Consider the following 15790-nt stretch of genomic DNA (forward strand, 5'->3'; position numbering starts at 1 on the left):
ACGCTGCGCACCGCGCGCTCGCTGACTCGGGTGTTCCGATGTCCCCGTCGAAGGTGGCGCGGATAGTCGCACGGTTCGACCGCGCCCTGGGTCGGGGTCGCTCGTTTCATGAGTTCCTGACCAGCGAGGCGGCGTTGCCTCCAGCTGCTGTCCGGGCCGCCATGGCGCACCCGGAGTGGCATCGCGTCATCGCCTACGCCGACCCCACCGGCGAGAAGGCCGCCGCACGAGTACGTAGACCTGCCCACCATCACCTGACGTAGAAGCACACCACTTTGCCTGTAGGCGTTCCGGTTTCGACCGGGACGCCTACAGGTCGTACCCAAGGAGAACCTCATGGATCGTCTCGTTGCGCGGCTCGCTGCCTGCGCTGTTGTCGGCGCGGCCGTCGCCGCCCCGTTCTGCATCCGCCGGCCACCCGCGCCTCCGTGGACAACAACACGGTCCCGGTGACGGTGTTCATCGCCTGGTCGGGCGCTGACTGCATCGACCTCGGTGAGCCCGACGCCGCGAACGGCGGAATGTCGATCGCGCACACCGTCGATTGCCACCCTGCCGGCGCGGACACCATCAGCTACCAGTCCGCTCCGGGCCAGTACTTCGGTGTGCGGCTGGCGTCCCGCGTGGATGTCGGCCTGGCGTGCGAAGTGCAGATCGGTGGCCGAATCATCATCAAGCAGAACGCATTCGCGTTTGTCGACTGCATGGGTCGGTGGTGACCTGTGGCTGACAGCGGTCTGTGCGAGGAGTGTGGTGCCGGTCGCCTACCAGGGCGGCGGTTCTGCGGCCGGGTTTGTGCGAATCGTGCGAACGGCCGCCGAAACACCGGCCCTGACGCTGAGACGATCCGGAAAGCAGTTGCCAGCCGGCGGTCGTACGACGCTGCATCCAACCCGAACTACCGCGGCGGGAAGAGCACTCATCCGCTGATCGACGTCTACTACGACATGCTCGGTCGTTGCAACCGCGCAACCCATCACGCCTACGCGCGCTACGGCGGCCGCGGAATCACAGTCTGCGAGCGCTGGCGAGCCGACTTCTGGAACTTCGTCGCGGACATGGGTGAGCGCCCGGCCGGTCACAGCATCGACCGTATCGACAACGACGGACCGTACTCGCCCGAAAACTGCCGCTGGGCAACGGCATCTCAGCAGTCGAAAAACCGGCGAGCAGCAGCCTACGCAGGCACGCGCCGAAACGAGAAAGGGCAATTCTCATGACCGAGTTGTTCATCTGCGATACCGAGACAACAGGGCTCGACGCCGACATTCACGTTCCCGTTGAGGTCGCGGTGATGAACTACCGCACTGGCGAGATCATCGCTTGGTTCATCCCCTACCTGTCACCTGAGGACCTGGAGTCTGCTGATCCAGAAGCCCTGTGTCTGAACGGCTATCACAGGCGCGGCCTGGCCAAGCAGGCGTTGTCTCCTGCCGAAACCTGCCGGCAGTACCAGCAGCTGTTCGACACCCTGGCCAAGCAGCGTCTTGGCGGCGCAAACCCACGGTTCGACGCGACCATGCTGACCGTCGGTTACGGCCGGGCGATCTATCAGACCGTCCCAGAATGTGAGCGGCCGCCAGTGGTCCCGGAGTCGTGGCACTACCGGCTGCCCGCCGTCGAGTCGTACGTCGCCGGGGCGCTCGGCCTGGACCCCGGTGATGTGCCTTCGTTGGCCCAGGCGTGCCAGCTGCTCTCGGTCGACACCTCGCCGGAGAGTGAGCACACCGCGCTGGCCGACGCCCGGGCCGCGGCGGAATGCCTGCGCCGCGCGCATGCTCACGCGCAGACCCGGGCTGAGGTGGCCCGGTGAACGCGATGCCGACCGTCATGGTCGTCCGCAGGCAGGCGATGTGCAGCTGCGGTTGGTCGGGCCGTGGTCGCATGCTGAAGGCATTCGCGCTCGTCGACGCGTGGATGCACTCCGGGCGCACCGCGCACCAGCCTGCGGTCCCGTTGGTGGTCGCGTGACGTCCTGTTCGCGCCGGCGGTGCGACCGGCAGGTCCATTGCCGCGGCCTGTGTCGAGTGCACTACGACGCGTTCCGCGCGGACCGCGCAGCGGCCGGGCAGTTCCGTGGCGGCGCCTCGGCCATCGAGCCTGTCCGTGAGCACATCGCGACGCTGCGCGGTCTTGGCTTGGGGTTCTACCAGCTGTCGAAGCTGTCCGGCGTTCCGGACCGCACCATCCAGGGCATCGTGTTCCAGAAGCGAACCCGGGTGTTCGCCAGCACCGCGGTGAAGCTGCTCGCCGTCCCGGTACCCACGTCGCCTCACCTGGTGGCGGCTGGGCACGCGTTCGTCGACGCGACCGGCACTGTCCGGCGCCTGCGGGCGCTGACAGCACTCGGCCACTCCAACCAGAGTGTCGCTGACCGAACCGGCCTGAACCACCAGCAGATCTCGCACATCGCGCTCGGAAAGCAGCGCGTGGTGTTCGCGCGGGTCGCCCTGGTCATCGACGTCGCATTCCGCGCGATGCAGCTGGAGGTCCCACCGGACGGCTACGCGAAGCGCCGCGCGAAGGCACGCGCCGAGCGCCGCGGCTGGTCCCCGGCGCTCGCATGGGATGAAGACACCCTCGACGATCCCGCCGCCACACCCGACACCGGGTCAACCCGCCGCGCCACGTTCCTCGAACGCATCGCAGAGCTACACGAGTCGGGGATCACCGATCCCACCGCTATCGCGGACCATCTCGGTCTCAAAACGAAATCTGTTCACCGACAACTACTCCGAATGAAAGAAGCATCATGACCGCAACCACCATCCAACCCGGACAGACGATCGAATTCGGTACCGCGAAGCTGCCCCGGGGCGCCCGCATCGTCAAGGTCTACACCGCGGCCGACGGCTTCCGGTGGCGGCTGCGTTACCAGCATCGCATCCTGTCCGACTCCGGCCAGGCCTACCGCGAACGGTCAGTTGCCTTGGCCGCGGCCCGCAAGACCGCTGTGCCCGCCGGCGCCTTCCCCGTCATCATCGAATACGACAAGTACCGCGGTGGCTCCAGCGTCACCGTTTGGGAACGCGTCCGCTAAATGGACACCCGCCGCTGCCCCGTCTGCTGGCAGCCGGTCACCGCCACGCCCGTGTCGTTCCAGGTGCACATCCACCCGGATAAGGCCGGCAACCGGTGCCCGATGGCAAGGCGCAGTTTCTGGCTGTGCTACCCAATCGCGGTCGACCCCAAGCTGCGGGGCGCTGCGTGACGACCAGCCAGCCCATGTCGGCGGACGGGTTCGCGTGGAACGAGACGCTGACCCGCGACGCCATCAAGTCTGGGCGATCGATGGGTGTGTGCGAGTGGCACGGTGACCACCCGGCCACCGACATGCATCACCGACGCAACGCTGGCCAGGGCGGAAAGTGGCACCCGGCCAACATCTTCCACATCTGCCGGGAGATTCACCACCACGTCACGGTGCATCCCACCTGGGCTCACCAGGTCGGCCTGACTCTGTGGGAGGGCGAGTCCACTGCCCGCCCGGTCCGGCTGCCGTCCGGTCTGGAACTGGTGCTCACCGACGAACTCATTGCGAAAGCAGGTGTCAACGCCCGATGACCGCAGCGCTGTTGAAGGTGCCCGTCGAGGACGGCATCTACCCGGATCTGCCGGAGGAGATTTACCACAGCGACCCGGACAGCTTGTCCTCCAGCGGCGCCCGCCAACTCCTGAAGACAAGCCCCCGGAAGTTTCGGCTCGCTCAGCGAGTTGAGAAGCGCGAGTGGGATGTTGGCCATGTCGTACACAAGCTGATCCTCGGCAAGGGATCCGACGTCGCGGTGCTGGACCCGGCGGTCCATGGACTCACTCGGGACGGTGAGCCGGCCAAGAACCCCCGGTCCACCGCGATGTGGCAGGCCGCCGAAGCTGACGCCCGGACCCGCGGCGCCGTCCCGATCAGCATCAGCGACTACGCGACCGCGGAGGGAATGGCCGCGGCCGTTTGGGACAACGACTACGCCGCCGACCTGCTCTCGGTGGGCGAGGCCGAGGTATCCGGATACTGGACCGACCCCACTACCGGGGCGCGGCTACGGCTGCGCATGGACTGGATGCATCCGGGCCGCAGTCGGCTCATCATCGTCGACTACAAGACGACGAAGAACGCTGAGCCGCGAGCCTTCTGGAAGTCGGTGTCCGAGTACGGATACCACCAACAGGACGCCTGGTACCGCGCCGGCGCGGTCGCTTGTGGACTCTGCGACGACCCGCTGTTCGTGTTCATCGCGCAGGAGAAGGAATTCCCCTACGAAGTCACCGTCCACGAATCGCGGCCCAGCGACGTCAACCGCGGCCACGCGCTGAACCGCAAGGCCATAAACCTGTGGGCGCAATGCCACCAGTCGAACGAGTGGCCCGGCTACCCGCCCGGCATCCACACCATCCGCCACCCCTCGTGGGCCATCCACCGTGAACAGGAACAGATCGCCTCATGACCGCCGCCAGCCAGATCGTCCGCCGCGACCCGGCCACCTTCGGCCGCGCACGCACTGCCCAGGCCAGTACTCCCCAGCAGTCGCGCGCGATCGCCGAAATGCAGGCGGCCGTGATCGTCAGCCAGAGCAACCCCCGCGACGACGTCGCCGCCGAACGCGAGATGGAGTCGGTGTGCCGCCGCCCTGAAATGGCCGAGCAGGCCTTCTACCAGGTCGACCGGACATTCCGGCCGAGCGTGCACCTGGCGCGCGAGCTCGCCCGCATCTGGGGCAACCTCGACTACGGCGTCAAGGAACTGGACCGCGACGACCAGCACGGCGTGTCGGAGGTCCTGGCGTTCGCCTGGGACGTGCAGAAGAACTCGCGCAGCAGCCGCGTGTTCCTCAACCCGCACCAGCGCACTGAGGGCGCACTGCGCGTCGAGCTGACCGACCTGCAGGACATCTACCTGTCCAACCAGAACGTGGGCGCCCGCGCGGTGCGCGAGGTGATCTTCTCCATCCTGCCGCGCTGGTTCGTGGAGAAGGCGCAGAACATCTGCCGACTGACGTTGGAGGCCGGCGACGGCACACCTCTGCACCTGCGCATCGCGGCGATGGTGGGGGCATTCGACAGCCTCGGTGTCACCGAAGCGCAACTGGAAGCTCGCCTCGAACACGACCGCAATACCTGGACGCCAGCCGATCTCGCCCAGCTCACCGTGCTGGCGAACTCGATCCGCCGCGGAGAAGTGCGCAGCGACGAACTGTTCACACCCACGGCGAAGTCCTCCGCCATCGCAGACGAGATCGCACCGGCATCAAGCCCTACCGCCGACTCCGCGGACCCGGCACCTATCACCCGACGGCAACTCGCCGACGTGAAGCGGCTACTGGCCGCCCACCGAAACCTGACCGTCCCCAGTCACCCCGACACCCTGCAATACGTCGGGACCGTCGTCGGTCATGAGATCCACAAGCTCGAGGACCTCACGACCGACGAAGCAAAACGCATCCTCGCCGAATTCACATCAACCAAGGAGAAGTAGCACCGTGATCAAGAAGCTCATTGCCGCAACTGGATTCGCACTCGCGGTCTTCGGACTAGCCGCGTGCTCGTCGGACGCGAACGTGGCATCGGACAACCTGTCGAAGGCAGCCGACAACTTCGAAGTGCCGCGGCGGATCGTGTTCTTCAACGGCATCACCGACAAGTACCTGCTCGAAATCCAGGGCCGGTGCTCCATATCGCCCGATACCGGACAGAAGAAGCTCGACGTCACCTGCAAGCTCGGCGACGGACAGTTCAAGAAGCACTTCCTCGGCCTGTCCGACAACGTCTCCTACTTCGTTGAGCAGGTCGACGCGGCCAACGTCAGCACCGACTTCTACCAGGTCAACTTCAAACCGCAGGCGATCTTGCCCGACGTCCAACTCCGCTGACCGACGAAACCCATAGCGACTAAGGAGAACTGACCATGCCCAAGGGAACGACATTCAGAACCGACATAGTGCTCGGCGAGAAGTACCGCGACACCGCAACAGGATTCGAAGGCACAGCCACCGCTGTCTACTTCTACGAGCACGCCTGTGAGCGCGTCAACCTCAAGGGACTCAACACCCAAGGCGAGGTGCTGGACTACGTCTTCGACGCCCCTGAACTGGTACACGCGGTGACCGCTGCCCGCCCCACGGTTACAAAGGCCGGCGGTCCCCGCGGCCGAACGCCGGTCGCCAGGTAGCCCCCAACACGTCTCGCCAATCAGCGGCGAGCACCACAGCAACACCCACCTGAGAGGAAGCACCCGCAATGGCCGAGACCAACCACAAAGACAATGACGCAACGGAATTCGCCACCGTGCTGCTCGGCCATTCGAAGGGCCGAGCACACGACGCCGCATCGAAACTGCTGAAAGAAGCAGTCGAGGCGGTCAAGCTCACCGGCCGGAAAGCCTCCGTCACGGTGAAGTTCGAGATCTCCCCGATCAAGAACAACAACCGCGTCGTGCAGCTCGGCGACAAGGTGACTGCCACCATCCCCGAGGAGAAGCGGGACTCGATCTGGTTCACCGACGACGACGGCGGACTGCACCGCAACGACCCCGACCAACTCACGATGGAGTACGGCGGGACGCCCACGAAATCGTCCACCGCCGAAGGGAATAGCTGACCCATGGTCGCCGATCTCGGTCCAGCGACTCGTTTCCGCGATGTCCGGCACACAGTCATCAAACGAACTCCGGAGAACAGTCCGGAGCGTCGGGGCGACGTCGCCACAGTCCGCCGTCTGAGCCCATACGTGGTGGCCACACCCGGCCGCGGCCGGGTGTCAACCCGCTCGACATCGAGCACCCGAGGTACAACCGCCGCTCCCGCCGCGACAACGGGATGCGTCGGGCCCGCCGCCGCCTCCGTGGCGTCGCACTGATCACCAAGCCCTGGAACGTAACCGAAGAAGAAGGGAACAACTGACCCATGACCCACACGCTCTCCGCCAACGACATCGAGCCGGACGAGGTGCTTCTGCACGGCGAACCACAGCAGATCGCCGTCGTCGGCACCAACATTGACGGCCTGACCCACGTCGCCGCCACCACCGCCACCGGCGGCCTGGACCTCAAGACGATCGACGACGAGCAGCACCTGGAGACCCCGCGCCGCGCGAAGGGCACCCGCACGGTGTCCGAGACGCTGTCATTCCTCGACGAGCTGGACCGCCGGCCCCTGGCCATCGGTGTCTCCACGCTGTGGGGTGACTACACCAAGGGCAAGCTCGCGGCGGTCTACAACGACCACGACACCGACGACGCCGGCTGGCGCGACGACCGCCTCGTGCTCCAGCTGGTCGACGATCCGGACTGGGTCCGCTGGCACCAGGTGTCCGGGAAGTGGTTCAACCAGTACGACTTCGGTGACCTCGTCGAGGAACTGCTGCACACCGTGTCCAGCCCGGACCAGGCAGACCTGCTGGAGATCATCAACAGCATCCGCGCATCGCAGTCCGGCAAGTTCGAATCGAAGATCGAACGGTCGACCAGCGACCAGGAACTCACCTACACGCAGGAGACGACGGCCACCGCTGGCACGTCCACCCGCAAGCTGGAGGTCCCGAAGACCATCACGCTGCGGCTGCGGCCGTGGGAGGGCCACGTCGGCGCCCCGGTCGAAGGGGAATCGCTGCCGCCGCAGTGGCTGGGTACCTACGAGGTCGAGGCGTGGTTCCGACTGCACGTGGCCGGTGGTGAGCTGAAGTTGGCCATCAAGCTCAAGCCCACCCAGCAGCTGCTGCGCCAGGCATGGGCCGAGATGGTCAACGCGATCGTCGACAAGACCAACATCCCGGTGCTGGCGCACCGAGACCGCGGGTGACCACTCCCACACGGCGCAGCTTCCCGATGCCGTCGGTGCTCTACGTGAGCACCGGCGGCATCGCGGGTCTGTGCGACAGCCAAGGGCTGGCTGTCGTCCAGGACCTGCTGGGCCACATGACCGGCCGCCCGGTGTTCCTCAACCAGATCCCCCGCGCGGTCGACGTGTGCCGCAAGTATCTGGTCGACCAGTACCCGTGGCTGGAAGCCCTGCAACCCACCGCGGCGCAGTCCGAGAACGTCCACAAGCTGGCCCGCTGGGTCGCCAAGATCAGCGCCGCACGCGGCGACTCACTGCAGGTGTCAGCGCTGCCCGGCGGCGCCTACGACGTCACGGCGGCCGGATGACCGAACAGGTCCTCAGCTTCCCGTACGACGAGGACACCGGCCCGGGTGAGTGGGTCGTCCAGTGCCCTGAATGTCCCACCACCCGCGACGAGGGCTACGGCTGCGATCGCCGCTTGGAATGGGCGTTCAAGGTCGGCGACCTACCCGGGGCGAAAGCGTTCGCCTCGCGCCATCTCGCCCTCGTCGGCCACGAGGTTGACATCCTCCGCCGAATCACCTTCACCGCCAACCAATTCGACATCCCGCCCGTCCTATGGGGCCAGCTTCTCGGCGTGGATGTCACTTCACCTCAAGGAGAATGAAAGATGAGCAATCCCAGCGAAGGCGACCGGCCCGACCTCTCTCGCGGCCGCATCTACGTCGCGTCATCGTGGCGAAACAACCTGCAGCAGACCGTGGTTCACAGGTTGCGCGCCGAAGGATTCGACACATACGACTTCAAGAACCCGCCCGACAAGACGGGGTTTCACTGGAGCGAGGTCGGACTGCAGCGCAACAACGACGCCTGCCCCATCCCCGATTATCTGCAGGCTCTCGAGCACCCACGGTCGGTCGAGGGTTTCAGCAGTGACTTCGCCGCCATGTTCGCTGCCGATATCTTCGTGCTCGTCCTTCCGTGCGGCCGGTCAGCACACCTCGAGCTCGGCTGGGCGGTCGGCGCTGGAAGACGGACCGCCGTGCTGCTCGCAGGCGAAGACCCGGTCACGCCCGAGCTGATGTACAAGATGGTCGACTACCTCGCGCCGACAGAAGACGACCTGCTTGCGTGGCTCGGGGCGCTGAGCTGATGCGCGTCAACATCTACAGCCAGGAATTGCTTCTCGGGGACGGCGACGACAGCAGCGACGAGCCGGCCACTGAGCTGATCACCCAGCTCTCCAACACGGGCGTCACCTACAGCGCCGTGCGGCTTCTGCTGCACAGCTCACCGAGGCTGCATCATCCACCGCAGGACGACGACCGCAGCGCCGTGACGTTATGGTTGCCGAAGACCCCCGAGCGCCGCGAGCGGCTCGCTCAGCAACTCAACGAGCTCGCATCGCTCGTCCGCCTTGCGCCGGCCGAAACGGGTCTCGACTGATGGGCAGCATCCATCGCGTTCAGGTCCCCGTTGAGGACTACCAGGAGTTGGCCGGCCTAACGACGGGCCCGGTGATCAGCGCTGCAGCCACGCGTGATGGCCGGTCGGACGTCATTGATCTGTGGTTCGAATCGGATGCCGGTGGACGGATCCCGCCAGTGCCGCGGGCCCTCTACATCTTCGGCACCGGCCACCCCACCCCCTGGGATCACTGGACCCGCTACGCCTGGACCTTCATCAACACCGTGGTTACCCCATCGGGATTGGTCTGGCACATCTACGTCGGACCCCTTGACAGCGACGAGGTCCCAGGGTGACCAACGCGTTCAAACTGGGGCCCGGCCCCAAGACCGCAGCCACGCCGCGCACTGCCGAGCACCGGCCCGCAACACGCCGCCGGCGCTTCGCCCACGACGACCTCGTCGCGGTCGATCTGTTCTCCGGATTCGGTGGGCTGACCAAGGGCATTAAGGATGCCGGGTTCACCACGATCATGGCGGCCAACCACAACCGCTACAAGGTCGAGGTGCACGAGGCCAACCACCCGGAGGCAGAGCATTGGATCGCCGATCTGGTCGACCGTGAGGCATCGGACTACCACTCGGCCCGGGACCTCCCGCCTGCTGACCTGCTGGCCGCCGGTGTGTCGTGCGTAAACCATTCCCAGGCCAACACGAAGAAGGCCTACGCCCAGGGGCTTTCGCTGTTTGATCTGGAAGATCCGGAGTTCGACGAGAACGTCACCCGGTCCGAGCGCGACCGCGCGACCGCGAACTGCGTGCTGCACTACGCCGCCCAGCACCACCCGCGGTTGATCCTCGTCGAGTGCACCACCGAGCTGCAGTCCTGGGGCCCTCAGATCCCGGGCAAGAAGAAGGTCGGCGACGGCACGACGTACCGGTGGTGGCTCAAGCAGTTCGACCTACTCGGCTACAAATACCGTGTCCTGTACCTGAATTCGATGTTCTTCGGTGTGCCGCAGTCGCGCGACCGCCTGTACATCGCGTTCTGGGATCGGCGCATCCCGGCGCCCGACCTGGACCACCGGCCCCCGGCCTGGTGCTCGTTGTGCGATCGCGTAGTCGAGGCGGTGTGGACGTGGAAGACCGGCGTGCCCCCGACTGGCCAGGTCCGCTATGGCGTCCAGTACGAGTACCGCTGCCCGTCCTGCCGCGGCGCGGTATCGCCGCCGGTGACGCCATCGCTGGCGGCACTGGACCTACGCGACCTGGGAACCCGTATCGGCGATCGCAAGAAGCCGCTGGCCGCCGCGACGATGGCCCGCGCTGAGCGCTGCCGCCAGCGGTTCGCTGAGTTCCCCGCGGTCCTCATGCCGGCCAAGGCGGTGCACGGGACCGAAAAGCACCCGTGGCAGCCGATGGCGACCCAGACCAGCCAGCAGGAGACGGCGATCCTGTCCACGGGCGCGATCATGGCCGCGGCCGGGAACACCTACGAGCGGCCCGGATCTGACTGCCGTAGCCGCGAGTTGAGTGAACCACTGTGGGCGCAGACCGCAACGAACACCACCGGGGTTATCACCCCGCCCGTGGCGTTGGCCGTCGACAACTTCCAGGGAGCACCGCGCGGCGCCGACGAAGGCCTGCCGACACAGGGCGGCTCCGAAACACTCGGTCTGCTGTCCAGCGGGGTCATCCCGTTCCGGAAGAACACCGTGCCGACCACACACGGCGAGGCGATGCCAACATTCACCGCCGAGCAGATCCCCGGACTGCTCACCGCGGCGGGCCGGGTGCAGTGCAACGGTTCGATCGACGAGGCGAAGTACCGGGCCTACCCGATCGACCGACCGCTCGGCACCGTGGTCGGCGCCGCGGTGACGCAGGGTCTGCTGTTCTCCGGCTGGTTCAAGCAGCACGGCAGCCAGCCAGACCAGTTCCCGGCCCCGCACCCGGTCACGGATCCGCTGGGCACCGTCACCGCGCACCCAACCACTGGGTTGCTGACGGCTCAGTGGCACGCCATGCTGGCCGACCTCAAGCTCGAGGACTGCTACTTCCGGATGATGGCCGGCCACGAGATCGGCCGCGGATGCGGATTCGACGTCGACTTCGCCGACTACAAGGGCACTTTCATCGTCTGGGGCAGCGACCGGTTGCAGGTGGACGGCTACGGCAACGCCGTATCGCCCGCGGTCGGAACGTGGATCGGTGCGCGCCTCCGCGCCGCCCTGCACCGAGAGCTGGCGTCATGACCGCACCACCGTTCGCTTACTACGGCGGGAAGACGCGTCTAGCTGACCGAATCGTTGAGCTGCTCCCCGCTCATGAGCACTACATCGAGCCCTTTGCCGGGTCGCTCGCGGTGCTGCTGGCGAAGAAGCCGAGCCGCATGGAGACCGCCAACGACCTCGACGGTCTGCTGATGACGTTCTGGCGAGTACTCCGTGACCAACCAGAGCAGCTGGCCCGCGCATGCGCGCTGACGCCGCACTCGCGGGCTGAGTACTTGGAGGCCCGGGATGCCGACCTCGAAGGGCTGTCCGACCTCGAGCGCGCCCGCTTGATCTGGATCCAGATCGCAGCCGGTCGCGGCGGCACCCTGCTGCGTTCCACGGGGTGGCGGTACTACGTCAACCCGGGCGGCAACTCGACCGGAATGCCCGGATACCTAACCGCGTACGTCGACCGCATGGCGGCCGCTGCCCAGCGACTGCACCACGTGAGCCTCGAATGCCGGCCTGCTCTGGAGATCATCGAGAAGTACGGTGCACACCCTAAGTGCTGTCTCTACGTCGATCCGCCGTACCTCGGTGAGACCCGCTCCGCGCCGGGCGGCGGCAACGGCTACCGCGTCGATATGCCCGACCACGCAGATCATGTCGAGCTGCTCTGGGCGCTGATGGCATGCCGCGCCGCGGTGGTGTTGTCCGCCTATCCGTCCGAGCTCTACGAGACCGCGTTAGCCGGATGGCACCGCCTCGACATTCCGCACATGACTGGACAGGGAAACGGTGAAAACCAGGCGCGGACCGAGGTCATCTGGTCAAACCGGCCAATCTCCATGCAGCACTCGCTCTTCGACAACGAGCACCGATCATGAGTCTCGTTGGTTTCCAGGCGCAGAACCACCCGCAACAGATCGCGGCGCGCGGCGGCCCGGACGAAGCCGCAGACGACCGGGCAACGACACTGCAGGACTTCGGCCGGTTCGACGAGGCGCTGGGCCCGTTCACGCTCGACGTTGCCGCGGCGAGCTACAACACGAAGTGCGCACGGTTCTTCACCTACGACGACGACGGACTTCGACAGTCCTGGGCCGGCGAACGGGTGTGGTGTAACCCGCCGTACTCGAACATCGCGCCGTGGGTTGAGAAGGCGTGGACCGAGTACGAAAACACCGATGGCATTGCGATGCTGCTGCCCGCCAACAGAACTGAGCAGCTCTGGTGGCAGCAGATGGTGGAGCCCTACCGAGACCGCGCGGACTCGCCGCTGTGGGTGTACTTCCTGCCCGGCCGGCTGAGGTTCCTTCGACGTAACGAAGTGTCCACCAGCGGCAGCCGCCCGCCGTTCGGCTGCTGCCTACTCACCTGGGGGATTACCGATCGATCCCTGACTGCCGAGCCGGACCTGTTCAACGCATAACCCCGACATAGCCGCCGCACCTGCATCACCCCACCCCACAAAAGGAGATCAATCATGTCCGTTGCACCTGTCGTCAGCACCTACACCGATCACGAGATCTGGCCGGACATCAAGGAAATCGATTCGTCGGACACGAACGTCAAGAAGTTCGTGTTCACCACGGGGACCGCGGTCGCGGAGTCGGTGCTGTACAAGTACCCGACGTACAACGACCGCACGGTGATCTGCTGCTCAACCCAGTCCGGGTGCCCGGTCGGCTGCAGGTTCTGCGGCGCCGGCGACAACTTCGTGCGCAACCTCACCACCGCGGAGATAGTCGCTCAGCCCTCGCACCTGCTCGATTCGCAGGCCATCGACGCAGCCCAGGTGGACCGGATGCAGATCATGTTCATGTCGATGGGCGAACCGCTGCTCAACCCGACGCACCTGTTCCCGGCGATCCGGCAGCTTCACGAGCTGTACCCGCGGGCGGCGCTGCTGATCTCCACGTCGGCGCCGCGCGTCAACTACGCGCCGCTGCGGCTGCTCAGCCAAGAAGTCCCCACCGTGGGCCTGCAGTTCTCCGTGCACGAATCGACCGACGCGGCACGAAACTTGTTGGTGCCGTTCAAGGCCAAGCTGTCCCTGGCCGAGATCGCCCGCGAGGGCGAGCTGTGGTTCGAAGCGACCGGCCGGCAGCCGTTCTTCAACTACTGCGTGCACGAACGGAACAACACCCCGGAGGACGTGGCCCGCCTGGTCGCGCTGTTCACCCCGGGGATCTGGCAGGCCACGATCAGCGTGATCTGTGAACGCGATGAGTCGATCGCCGCGGCCAACGAGCGGCAACGCCAACTGGCTTCGGACTTCATGACCCTGATGCTCGAATCGGGATACAGCACGCGGATGTTTGACCCCGCCGGCCAGGACGACATAGGCGGTGGCTGCGGCCAACTCTGGTACGTCCAGGACTGGATGGCCCGGCACCCCGAGCTGGCCCGCCCGTCGGTCGGCAGCGGACTCGCCGCCGTCCACACCCCCGGTCGACCGGTTACGGCGTGACATGACCGTCTACTGCTACGACACAGAGTTCATCGAGGACGGCAAGACCATCGATCTGATTTCGATTGGGATTGTCGCGGACGACGGCCGCGAGTACTACGCGGTCAACGCCGACTGTGATTTCGCCAGGGCCTGCTTTTCGGATTGGTTGTGGGACAACGTGGTACGACACCTACCCACCACAAAGAAGGACTGGACCGACCCCAATCACGCCCGCAGAATCACGCACCTGGATCGCTCTGCGGCATGTGTCAAGCCGAAGTGGGTGATCGCCAACGAGGTCCGAGACTTCATCGTCGGCGATCTGATCGACCGCGACGAGACCGTAAGCGAAGAAGACTGGCCCGAGCTGTGGGCCTACTACGGCGCCTATGACCACGTCGCCCTGTGTCAGCTGTGGGGTGCGATGGTCGACCACCCCCGTTTCATGCCGATGTACAGCCACGACATCAAACAGGAGATGGACCGTCTCGGTATCCGCTCCGCGGTGGAACCCCAGCCGGCCAACGCTCACGATGCGCTGGCCGATGCCCGGTGGAACATGGCCATGCTCGCCAACCACATCATGCCGGCGGCGTCCCGTGGCTGACACCGCGATCGAGTGGGCCACCCGCGTCTGGAACCCCACCACGGGCTGCGACCGCGTATCGGCCGGCTGCGATCACTGCTACGCGCTGACGATGGCGAAGCGGCTGAAGGGCATGGGCCACCGCAAGTACCAGCGCGACGGCGACCCGCGCACGTCGGGCCCTGGGTTCGCGGCGACTCATCACTCCGGCGTACTGGGCGATCCCTTCAAGTGGCGGAAACCGCAACGGGTGTTCGTGAATTCGATGTCGGACCTGTTCCACGACGACATCCCCGATGTGTTCATCGCCCACGTGTGGAAGGTGATGAAAAGCAACCCCAAGCACACGTTCATGGTGCTGACGAAACGTCACGCCCGGATGCGGTCACTGCTGTCGTCACCGGACTTCCAGGAGATGGTGTTCTCGTTCGGCGGGGTCGGCCGCGGCCAGGCTGGCGCGCACCTCAGCCAGTACCGAAAGTGGCCGGTGCCCAACGTTCACCTCGGGGTGAGCGCAGAAAATCAGCGGTGGGCCGACATCCGGATCCCCACGCTGATGGAGACTCCGGCCGCCGTGCGGTTCATCTCCGCCGAGCCGATGCTTGGCCCAATCAAACTGAGCCACCTGCACTCTCACTGCCCGACGCATGACTTCCCAGGCGGATTCTGCGTTGGCTACTGCCCCGATCGGGTCTTGCCCGACTGGGTCATCGTCGGCGGTGAATCGGGCCCGCGCGCCCGGCCCATGCACCCGAACTGGGCCCGCGGCCTTCGTGATCAGTGCACCAAGATCGGTATCCCGTTCTTCTTCAAACAGCATGGCGAATGGGCTCCCGCACCGTGGCACGGTCCTGACGGTGCCACCCACGCATTCACCGGTGGCCTGTACCAAGACGACAACGGTGACTGGGTGGAGAACTTCATGGCACTCGGACACTCGCCCACTTCGTCCGAGCGTGACCTGACGACACCACCAGGCTCGCAGGGCATGCGCCGGGTCGGGAAAAAGGCCGCCGGCCGCGAGTTGGACGGGCGGACCTGGGACGAGTTCCCCGCGGCGGTGACAGTCTGATGCCTACAGCAGTTGCGGAGAGTATTGAACTGCGGGTTGTCGTTCGGGGGGAATGCCTCTGCGGCACTCCCTATCCCATCGGTGACCGCCCTGGAGACTGCCGCCACGATGTCGTGTCGACCTGGGGTGAGATCGAGTACCCGGCCGCCAGGCCCGATCGCGGCGAAGTCGGTCACCTCATCCTCGCCCCGCGCGGCTGGGTGGATTCCATGGCCCGCGGCGGTTACGGGGTGAGTAACGCATGCGCCGGATCCACTTGGGCGGCAAGCACGAAGCGTGACAA

At 65.9% G+C, this 15790-nt stretch carries 25 protein-coding genes; all 25 read left to right on the forward strand.

Features of this window, described 5'->3' with window-relative positions; genetic code table 11:
* The first annotated feature begins 38 nt into the window (after positions 1-38).
* A complete protein-coding gene (locus H7J86_RS24215; protein WP_267293965.1) occupies positions 39-263 on the forward strand; it encodes a hypothetical protein in 225 nt (74 codons plus the stop codon).
* A gap of 165 nt (positions 264-428) precedes the next feature.
* On the forward strand, positions 429-719 hold the full coding sequence (locus H7J86_RS24220) for a hypothetical protein (protein WP_267293967.1): 291 nt from the start codon (positions 429-431) through the stop codon (positions 717-719).
* Between the two features lie 3 nt (positions 720-722).
* Positions 723-1220: a hypothetical protein gene (locus H7J86_RS24225; protein WP_267293969.1), complete on the forward strand. Its 498-nt coding sequence runs from the start codon at positions 723-725 to the stop codon at positions 1218-1220.
* The gene (locus tag H7J86_RS24230; RefSeq protein WP_267293971.1) at positions 1217-1813 is read left to right on the forward strand and encodes an exonuclease domain-containing protein; all 597 of its coding nucleotides are present in this window, start codon (positions 1217-1219) and stop codon (positions 1811-1813) included. Before H7J86_RS24225 ends, H7J86_RS24230 begins: the two co-directional genes overlap by 4 nt.
* Entirely contained in the window at positions 1810-1971 is a 162-nt protein-coding gene (locus H7J86_RS24235) for a hypothetical protein (protein WP_267293973.1), read from the forward strand. The genes H7J86_RS24230 and H7J86_RS24235 overlap by 4 nt, the downstream gene beginning before the upstream one ends.
* 56 nt (positions 1972-2027) lie before the next feature.
* Positions 2028-2756 (forward strand): hypothetical protein, encoded by a 729-nt coding sequence (locus H7J86_RS24240; protein ID WP_267293975.1) that lies wholly within the window; start codon positions 2028-2030, stop codon positions 2754-2756.
* A complete protein-coding gene (locus H7J86_RS24245; protein ID WP_267293977.1) occupies positions 2753-3040 on the forward strand; it encodes a hypothetical protein in 288 nt (95 codons plus the stop codon). The genes H7J86_RS24240 and H7J86_RS24245 overlap by 4 nt, the downstream gene beginning before the upstream one ends.
* Positions 3041-3207: 167 nt before the next feature.
* Positions 3208-3564 carry a hypothetical protein gene (locus H7J86_RS24250; RefSeq protein WP_267293978.1) on the forward strand — a complete coding sequence of 119 codons (357 nt, stop codon included), beginning with the start codon at positions 3208-3210 and terminating at the stop codon, positions 3562-3564.
* The gene (locus tag H7J86_RS24255; RefSeq protein ID WP_267293979.1) at positions 3561-4442 is read left to right on the forward strand and encodes a PD-(D/E)XK nuclease-like domain-containing protein; all 882 of its coding nucleotides are present in this window, start codon (positions 3561-3563) and stop codon (positions 4440-4442) included. The genes H7J86_RS24250 and H7J86_RS24255 overlap by 4 nt, the downstream gene beginning before the upstream one ends.
* The gene (locus tag H7J86_RS24260) at positions 4439-5470 is read left to right on the forward strand and encodes a hypothetical protein (protein WP_267293981.1); all 1032 of its coding nucleotides are present in this window, start codon (positions 4439-4441) and stop codon (positions 5468-5470) included. The genes H7J86_RS24255 and H7J86_RS24260 overlap by 4 nt, the downstream gene beginning before the upstream one ends.
* Before the next feature lie 7 nt (positions 5471-5477).
* A complete protein-coding gene (locus tag H7J86_RS24265) occupies positions 5478-5864 on the forward strand; it encodes a beta-sandwich lipoprotein (protein WP_443677663.1) in 387 nt (128 codons plus the stop codon).
* 35 nt (positions 5865-5899) lie between these two features.
* Positions 5900-6163, forward strand: coding sequence for a hypothetical protein (locus tag H7J86_RS24270; RefSeq protein WP_267293985.1), 264 nt, complete (start codon positions 5900-5902; stop codon positions 6161-6163).
* A gap of 68 nt (positions 6164-6231) precedes the next feature.
* Positions 6232-6591, forward strand: coding sequence for a YfdP family phage-associated protein (locus tag H7J86_RS24275; protein WP_267293987.1), 360 nt, complete (start codon positions 6232-6234; stop codon positions 6589-6591).
* A gap of 305 nt (positions 6592-6896) precedes the next feature.
* The gene (locus H7J86_RS24280; RefSeq protein WP_267293989.1) at positions 6897-7790 is read left to right on the forward strand and encodes a DUF2303 family protein; all 894 of its coding nucleotides are present in this window, start codon (positions 6897-6899) and stop codon (positions 7788-7790) included.
* Positions 7787-8137 (forward strand): DUF7736 domain-containing protein, encoded by a 351-nt coding sequence (locus tag H7J86_RS24285; RefSeq protein WP_267293991.1) that lies wholly within the window; start codon positions 7787-7789, stop codon positions 8135-8137. Before H7J86_RS24280 ends, H7J86_RS24285 begins: the two co-directional genes overlap by 4 nt.
* The gene (locus H7J86_RS24290; RefSeq protein WP_267293993.1) at positions 8134-8439 is read left to right on the forward strand and encodes a hypothetical protein; all 306 of its coding nucleotides are present in this window, start codon (positions 8134-8136) and stop codon (positions 8437-8439) included. The genes H7J86_RS24285 and H7J86_RS24290 overlap by 4 nt, the downstream gene beginning before the upstream one ends.
* A 3-nt stretch (positions 8440-8442) precedes the next feature.
* Entirely contained in the window at positions 8443-8925 is a 483-nt protein-coding gene (locus H7J86_RS24295) for a hypothetical protein (RefSeq protein ID WP_267293995.1), read from the forward strand.
* A complete protein-coding gene (locus tag H7J86_RS24300; RefSeq protein ID WP_267293997.1) occupies positions 8925-9218 on the forward strand; it encodes a hypothetical protein in 294 nt (97 codons plus the stop codon). Before H7J86_RS24295 ends, H7J86_RS24300 begins: the two co-directional genes overlap by 1 nt.
* A complete protein-coding gene (locus tag H7J86_RS24305; protein WP_267293999.1) occupies positions 9218-9535 on the forward strand; it encodes a DUF7352 domain-containing protein in 318 nt (105 codons plus the stop codon). The genes H7J86_RS24300 and H7J86_RS24305 overlap by 1 nt, the downstream gene beginning before the upstream one ends.
* A complete protein-coding gene (locus H7J86_RS24310; protein WP_267294001.1) occupies positions 9532-11433 on the forward strand; it encodes a DNA cytosine methyltransferase in 1902 nt (633 codons plus the stop codon). Before H7J86_RS24305 ends, H7J86_RS24310 begins: the two co-directional genes overlap by 4 nt.
* Complete coding sequence (locus H7J86_RS24315; protein WP_267294003.1) at positions 11430-12281, forward strand: DNA adenine methylase; 852 nt, start codon at positions 11430-11432, stop codon at positions 12279-12281. The genes H7J86_RS24310 and H7J86_RS24315 overlap by 4 nt, the downstream gene beginning before the upstream one ends.
* Positions 12278-12826: a DNA N-6-adenine-methyltransferase gene (locus tag H7J86_RS24320; RefSeq protein WP_267294005.1), complete on the forward strand. Its 549-nt coding sequence runs from the start codon at positions 12278-12280 to the stop codon at positions 12824-12826. Before H7J86_RS24315 ends, H7J86_RS24320 begins: the two co-directional genes overlap by 4 nt.
* Before the next feature lie 54 nt (positions 12827-12880).
* Positions 12881-13867, forward strand: a complete 987-nt coding sequence (locus H7J86_RS24325) for a hypothetical protein (RefSeq protein ID WP_267294007.1) — start codon at positions 12881-12883, stop codon at positions 13865-13867.
* A gap of 1 nt (position 13868) precedes the next feature.
* Positions 13869-14456, forward strand: coding sequence for a 3'-5' exoribonuclease domain-containing protein (locus H7J86_RS24330; protein ID WP_267294009.1), 588 nt, complete (start codon positions 13869-13871; stop codon positions 14454-14456).
* On the forward strand, positions 14449-15507 hold the full coding sequence (locus H7J86_RS24335; RefSeq protein ID WP_267294011.1) for a phage Gp37/Gp68 family protein: 1059 nt from the start codon (positions 14449-14451) through the stop codon (positions 15505-15507). Before H7J86_RS24330 ends, H7J86_RS24335 begins: the two co-directional genes overlap by 8 nt.
* The last annotated feature ends 283 nt before the right edge of the window (positions 15508-15790 follow it).

This window comes from Mycobacterium hackensackense (genome assembly GCF_025822555.1).
Lineage (GTDB): Bacteria > Actinomycetota > Actinomycetes > Mycobacteriales > Mycobacteriaceae > Mycobacterium > Mycobacterium fluoranthenivorans.

Coding starts and splice junctions, on each gene's coding strand:
- H7J86_RS24215 (WP_267293965.1), top strand. CDS start 39: ATGTCCCCGTCGAAGGTGGCGCGGATAGTCGCACGGTTCGACCGCGCC.
- H7J86_RS24230 (WP_267293971.1), top strand. CDS start 1,217: ATGACCGAGTTGTTCATCTGCGATACCGAGACAACAGGGCTCGACGCC.
- H7J86_RS24245 (WP_267293977.1), top strand. CDS start 2,753: ATGACCGCAACCACCATCCAACCCGGACAGACGATCGAATTCGGTACC.
- H7J86_RS24255 (WP_267293979.1), top strand. CDS start 3,561: ATGACCGCAGCGCTGTTGAAGGTGCCCGTCGAGGACGGCATCTACCCG.
- H7J86_RS24260 (WP_267293981.1), top strand. CDS start 4,439: ATGACCGCCGCCAGCCAGATCGTCCGCCGCGACCCGGCCACCTTCGGC.
- H7J86_RS24270 (WP_267293985.1), top strand. CDS start 5,900: ATGCCCAAGGGAACGACATTCAGAACCGACATAGTGCTCGGCGAGAAG.
- H7J86_RS24275 (WP_267293987.1), top strand. CDS start 6,232: ATGGCCGAGACCAACCACAAAGACAATGACGCAACGGAATTCGCCACC.
- H7J86_RS24280 (WP_267293989.1), top strand. CDS start 6,897: ATGACCCACACGCTCTCCGCCAACGACATCGAGCCGGACGAGGTGCTT.
- H7J86_RS24290 (WP_267293993.1), top strand. CDS start 8,134: ATGACCGAACAGGTCCTCAGCTTCCCGTACGACGAGGACACCGGCCCG.
- H7J86_RS24295 (WP_267293995.1), top strand. CDS start 8,443: ATGAGCAATCCCAGCGAAGGCGACCGGCCCGACCTCTCTCGCGGCCGC.
- H7J86_RS24300 (WP_267293997.1), top strand. CDS start 8,925: ATGCGCGTCAACATCTACAGCCAGGAATTGCTTCTCGGGGACGGCGAC.
- H7J86_RS24305 (WP_267293999.1), top strand. CDS start 9,218: ATGGGCAGCATCCATCGCGTTCAGGTCCCCGTTGAGGACTACCAGGAG.
- H7J86_RS24315 (WP_267294003.1), top strand. CDS start 11,430: ATGACCGCACCACCGTTCGCTTACTACGGCGGGAAGACGCGTCTAGCT.
- H7J86_RS24320 (WP_267294005.1), top strand. CDS start 12,278: ATGAGTCTCGTTGGTTTCCAGGCGCAGAACCACCCGCAACAGATCGCG.
- H7J86_RS24325 (WP_267294007.1), top strand. CDS start 12,881: ATGTCCGTTGCACCTGTCGTCAGCACCTACACCGATCACGAGATCTGG.
- H7J86_RS24330 (WP_267294009.1), top strand. CDS start 13,869: ATGACCGTCTACTGCTACGACACAGAGTTCATCGAGGACGGCAAGACC.